This window comes from Kitasatospora sp. NPDC001225, from assembly GCF_053597855.1.
This window is the reverse complement of sequence record NZ_JBSFJC010000287.1, coordinates 1-3,763: the sequence shown is the minus strand read 5'-3', so window position 1 is coordinate 3,763 and position 3,763 is coordinate 1. Positions and strand designations below refer to the sequence as shown.

Genomic DNA, 3,763 nt, shown 5'->3' with positions numbered 1-3,763 from the left:
CCGCCCCGGGCCGGGCGGGCGGCGAGCCGCATGGCGATCAGCGCGAGCACGATCGAGGCGGCGTCGGTGAGCATGTGCGCCGCGTCCGAGATCAGTTCGGCCCGCTCGCCCTGGCCGGGGCCCTCGGTGCCCTGTACGGCCTCGCCTCCGCGCTCGGGCAGCCGCTGCTTGGACGCCTGGTCGACCGCCACGGCCAGACCAAGGTCCTCGTCGCCGCCACGGCCACGGCGAGCACGGCGTTCCTGCTGCTGCCGTGCACCGGTCCGATGCGCCACCCGGTGCTCGCCGCACTCACCGTGCTGGTGGCGGGGCTGGCGACGCCGCCGCTGGAGGCAGGTCTTCGGGCGCTGTGGCCGGTGCTGCTGCCCGACGCCGGGCACCAGCGCACCGCGCTCTCGCTGGACAGCAGCACCCAGGGCACGGTCTTCATCGCGGGTCCACTACTGGCCACCGGCTTCGCGGCCGGCGCCGGAGCGACCACCGCGCTGGTGGCGACCGCGGCGCTCGGCCTGCTCGGCACCGGCCTGGTCGTCACCGCCCGCCCCTCCCGCGCCTGGACGCCGGCGGAGTTCACCGAGGTCGTGCACTGGACGGGTCCGCTGCGCGTGCCGGGTCTTCGGGTGCTGTTCGCCGCGCTGATCGGCACCGGCGTCGCGCTCGGCGCGGTCAACGTCCTGGCGCTGTCCGCCGCCGAGCGCCACCACGCCGGGTGGCTGGCCGGGGTGATGCCGGCCGCGCTGTCCATCGGCAGCATGCTCGGCGGCCTCGCCTACGGCCGCCACGCCTGGCCCGGCGCCCCCGCCAAGCACCTGGTCGCAGCCTCGATCGGCTTCGCGGCCAGCTGGCTGCCGCTGCTGCCCGACCCCGCGCCCGCCGTCGCCGTCCTGGGCGCCGTGCTGCCCGGCACCTTCCTCGCGCCGCTGCTGACCGCCGCGTTCCTCACCGTCGACCGCCTCGCCCCCGAGGGGGAAGCGACCGAGGCGTTCGCCTGGCTGATCGCCTGCATCGGCGTCGGCCAGGCCGCCGGCACCGCCCTGGCCTCCCTCGCGGACACGGCCGGCCCGCTGCTCGTCGCCGCCGTCCCGCTCGCCGGGGCCGCCTTCGCGCTGTGGCTGCTGCGCCGCTTCAACGACCGCCTCTCCTCCTGACCTCCGCGCTCACCTCGAAGGACACCGCCGTGAACACCACCCTCTTCGCCGCAACTCCCGCCACCCGCATGCACGTGGTCTGGGACTGGAACGGAACGGTCAAGGACGACCTCGACGACCACGTCTTCGCGTTGAACGCGACCCTGCCCGCCCTCGGCGGCGCCCCGGTCGACCGGGAGACCTACCGCGCCAAGCACACCGTGCCGATCCCCCGCTTCTACGCCCGCCTGCTCGGCCGCGAGATCACCGAGCAGGAGTGGATCTCCAGCGACACCGCCTTCCTCGCCCACCTGCGCGCCCAGCCGGTGCGCGTGCGCGAGGGTGCCGCCGAGTTGATGACTGCCCTGCGTGAGGCCGGCCACACCCAGTCCCTCCTGTCGCTGTGCCCGCACGACACCCTCGTGCGCGAGGTCGAACAGGCCGACATCGGCCACTTCTTCATCCGGATCGACGGCCGCACCGGGCCCTCCGGCGGCACCAAGGCCGCACCGCTCACCGCCCACCTCGAAGCCCTCGGCCTCGCCGAGCAGCCGCACCGGGTTCTGCTGGTCGGCGACGCCGTCGACGATGCCGACGCTGCCCACGCCAACGGCGCCCACGCGGTGCTGCACACCGGCGGGCTGCACCACCCCGCCAAGCTCGCCGCCACCGGCCACCCGCTCACCGACACCCTTGCCGACGCCGTCGTCCTCGGCCTGCGCCTCGTACAGGGCCGTGGCATGCAACTGGCCTGCGCCTAGCACCGATCGGCGGCCGGACCAAGCCGCCGTTCCTGCGGACCATCTCCCTCAACGACCGCATCACCGGAGCCCTGCCGTGACCCGAAGAAGACCTTCCGACCCCGACCTCCCCGTCCGTCCGAACCTCCTGGATGTGCCATGTCCGAGTCCGATCCGCTGCCGGGCGCCTCCGAGTCCGAGCCGATCCGCATCCCCGACGAGGACCTCGACGACCTCGTCAGCGCCCTGAACCGCACCATGGCCGAGGTCCGCCAGCACGGCGTGATCCTTGACCGTCTCGGCTCCGAACCCGACGACGAGACGGGGTCCGGCTCCATCGAGCCGGACCTCGGCAGCGAGGACGCCCCCGAGGCCGCTCCGCCGCTGTTCATCCTCGCGATGGGCGGCGCCCAGTACGCCGCCGAGCTGGCCGAGCTCTCGTTCTGGGTCACCCACATCCTGCTGCCCGTCTACGGCCGGGAGATCGGCTCCACCCGCCCGTGGTGCGCGAGGTGGCCCGAGCACCCCGAAGCCGTCGCCCGCCTCCACGCGCTGTGGCTGGCCTGGCAGCAGCTGACCGCCGCCGAGGCCGGCCAGGGCGGCCCTTCGACGTGGCATCGCGACCACCTCGACCACGCCATCGCTCAACTCCGCTCCCCGGACGGTCCGTTCGCCGCGTGCACCACGAGCCCCTCCCGGCCGGCCCACCGCGTCCTGTCGACCCCCGACCAGCTGGGACTCGCCGCATGAAGGACACCGACTTCCGGCTCGACGACCTCGAACCCGCCGACGAGCACACCGCCGAACTGTACGAGTCCACTTGGGTCAGCGACTTCAAGACGATCTCCCAGCACGATGTGGGCGACCGCAGTTTCATCGTCGCCTTCGATGCCTCGGCCACCTGGGGCTACCCCAACATGCCCAACATCGCCTCCTTCGATCTCGTGCGCGACAGCAGCCAGGCGACCTTCAGCATGCACAGGTCCGAGCACGCCACCTTCGCGTTCGCGCAGAACTGGCTCGTCAACCGCGGCTGCCCTCCGGACGCGCTCACTCCGACCATCGACGTCCCGAAGCCCGCCGACGAGCTGACCGTCCAGGTCGAGGACCGCATCCGACGCTCGGGCGAGAGCCTTGCGGTCGTCGACTACCAGGTCATCGACGGGTCCGACGTCGAGGGCTGGAGCATCGTCGTCGACCGCCAGGACAAGGAGCTGCCCGTCCGGCTGTTCCTGGAAACCCTCCAGCCCGACCAGTACACCTACACGGTGCGCGAGGGGGCGTTCGCCAACCTCGCCGCCGCCGAGAGCTGGCTGGAGCAGCGCTCCACTCCGCTGCCCGACGCGCCGGAGTACCGCCTCGATGCGGCGGCCCTGCGTACCCGCGCCGCCCTCGCCCGCAGCACCACCGCCCCGGCCGCCGTCACCGCCGCCGACGTTCTGGCCGCCGCGCCCGTCAGCCGCCGCGCGGCCCGATCGGGGGCGGTCGCTGTGACCCGCGCGAAGTTCGGCTTCTCCGCCCACCCCGACGCCATCGCCGACCTGCGCCAACTCCCCGACGCCGTCCGCGACCAGGCGCTGCTGCACCTGCAGGACCTCGTACACGGCGAGCGCGTCGCCAAGCGCCTCGACGGCCGGCTGGAGGGCTGCCACAAGATCTACCTCGGCGTCGGCGACCAGTGGGCCAGCCACCGCCTGGTCGTGCAGTTCCGCGACGCCCCGCCGGCCTCGAAGCACACACGCGAGGTCCACCTCGTCGCCGCCGGCCCGCGGCTGGACTACGCGGTCTACCGCTCCGCCCAGAGCCGCCTGGGCCGCACCGGGGTCAACCTCCCCGCGGGCCTCAGCCCCGCCGAGGAGGCCCGGGTGCGCGCCGCCCGCGCCCGCTCCACGCGCC

The 3,763-nt window shown here is 73.9% G+C and carries 4 protein-coding genes and 1 pseudogene; 4 read left to right on the top strand and 1 reads right to left on the bottom strand.

Features of this window, described 5'->3' with window-relative positions:
* Positions 1-191, bottom strand: a pseudogene (locus tag ACWDCZ_RS39290) (hypothetical protein); the annotation flags it as partial.
* Here ACWDCZ_RS39290 and ACWDCZ_RS39285 point away from each other — a divergent pair.
* The 4 genes from ACWDCZ_RS39285 to ACWDCZ_RS39270 all read left to right on the top strand — a co-directional run.
* Positions 111-1,148, top strand: a complete 1,038-nt coding sequence (locus ACWDCZ_RS39285; protein WP_449818465.1) for an MFS transporter — start codon at positions 111-113, stop codon at positions 1,146-1,148. The pseudogene ACWDCZ_RS39290 and the gene ACWDCZ_RS39285 sit on opposite strands and share 81 nt — an antisense overlap.
* 29 nt (positions 1,149-1,177) lie before the next feature.
* Positions 1,178-1,888, top strand: coding sequence for an HAD family hydrolase (locus ACWDCZ_RS39280; RefSeq protein ID WP_387976782.1), 711 nt, complete (start codon positions 1,178-1,180; stop codon positions 1,886-1,888).
* A gap of 138 nt (positions 1,889-2,026) precedes the next feature.
* Positions 2,027-2,617, top strand: coding sequence for a DUF4913 domain-containing protein (locus tag ACWDCZ_RS39275; protein ID WP_387976785.1), 591 nt, complete (start codon positions 2,027-2,029; stop codon positions 2,615-2,617).
* On the top strand, positions 2,614-3,763 hold a 1,150-nt coding region (locus ACWDCZ_RS39270; RefSeq protein ID WP_449818464.1), incomplete at its 3' end, for a hypothetical protein. The genes ACWDCZ_RS39275 and ACWDCZ_RS39270, both read left to right, overlap by 4 nt.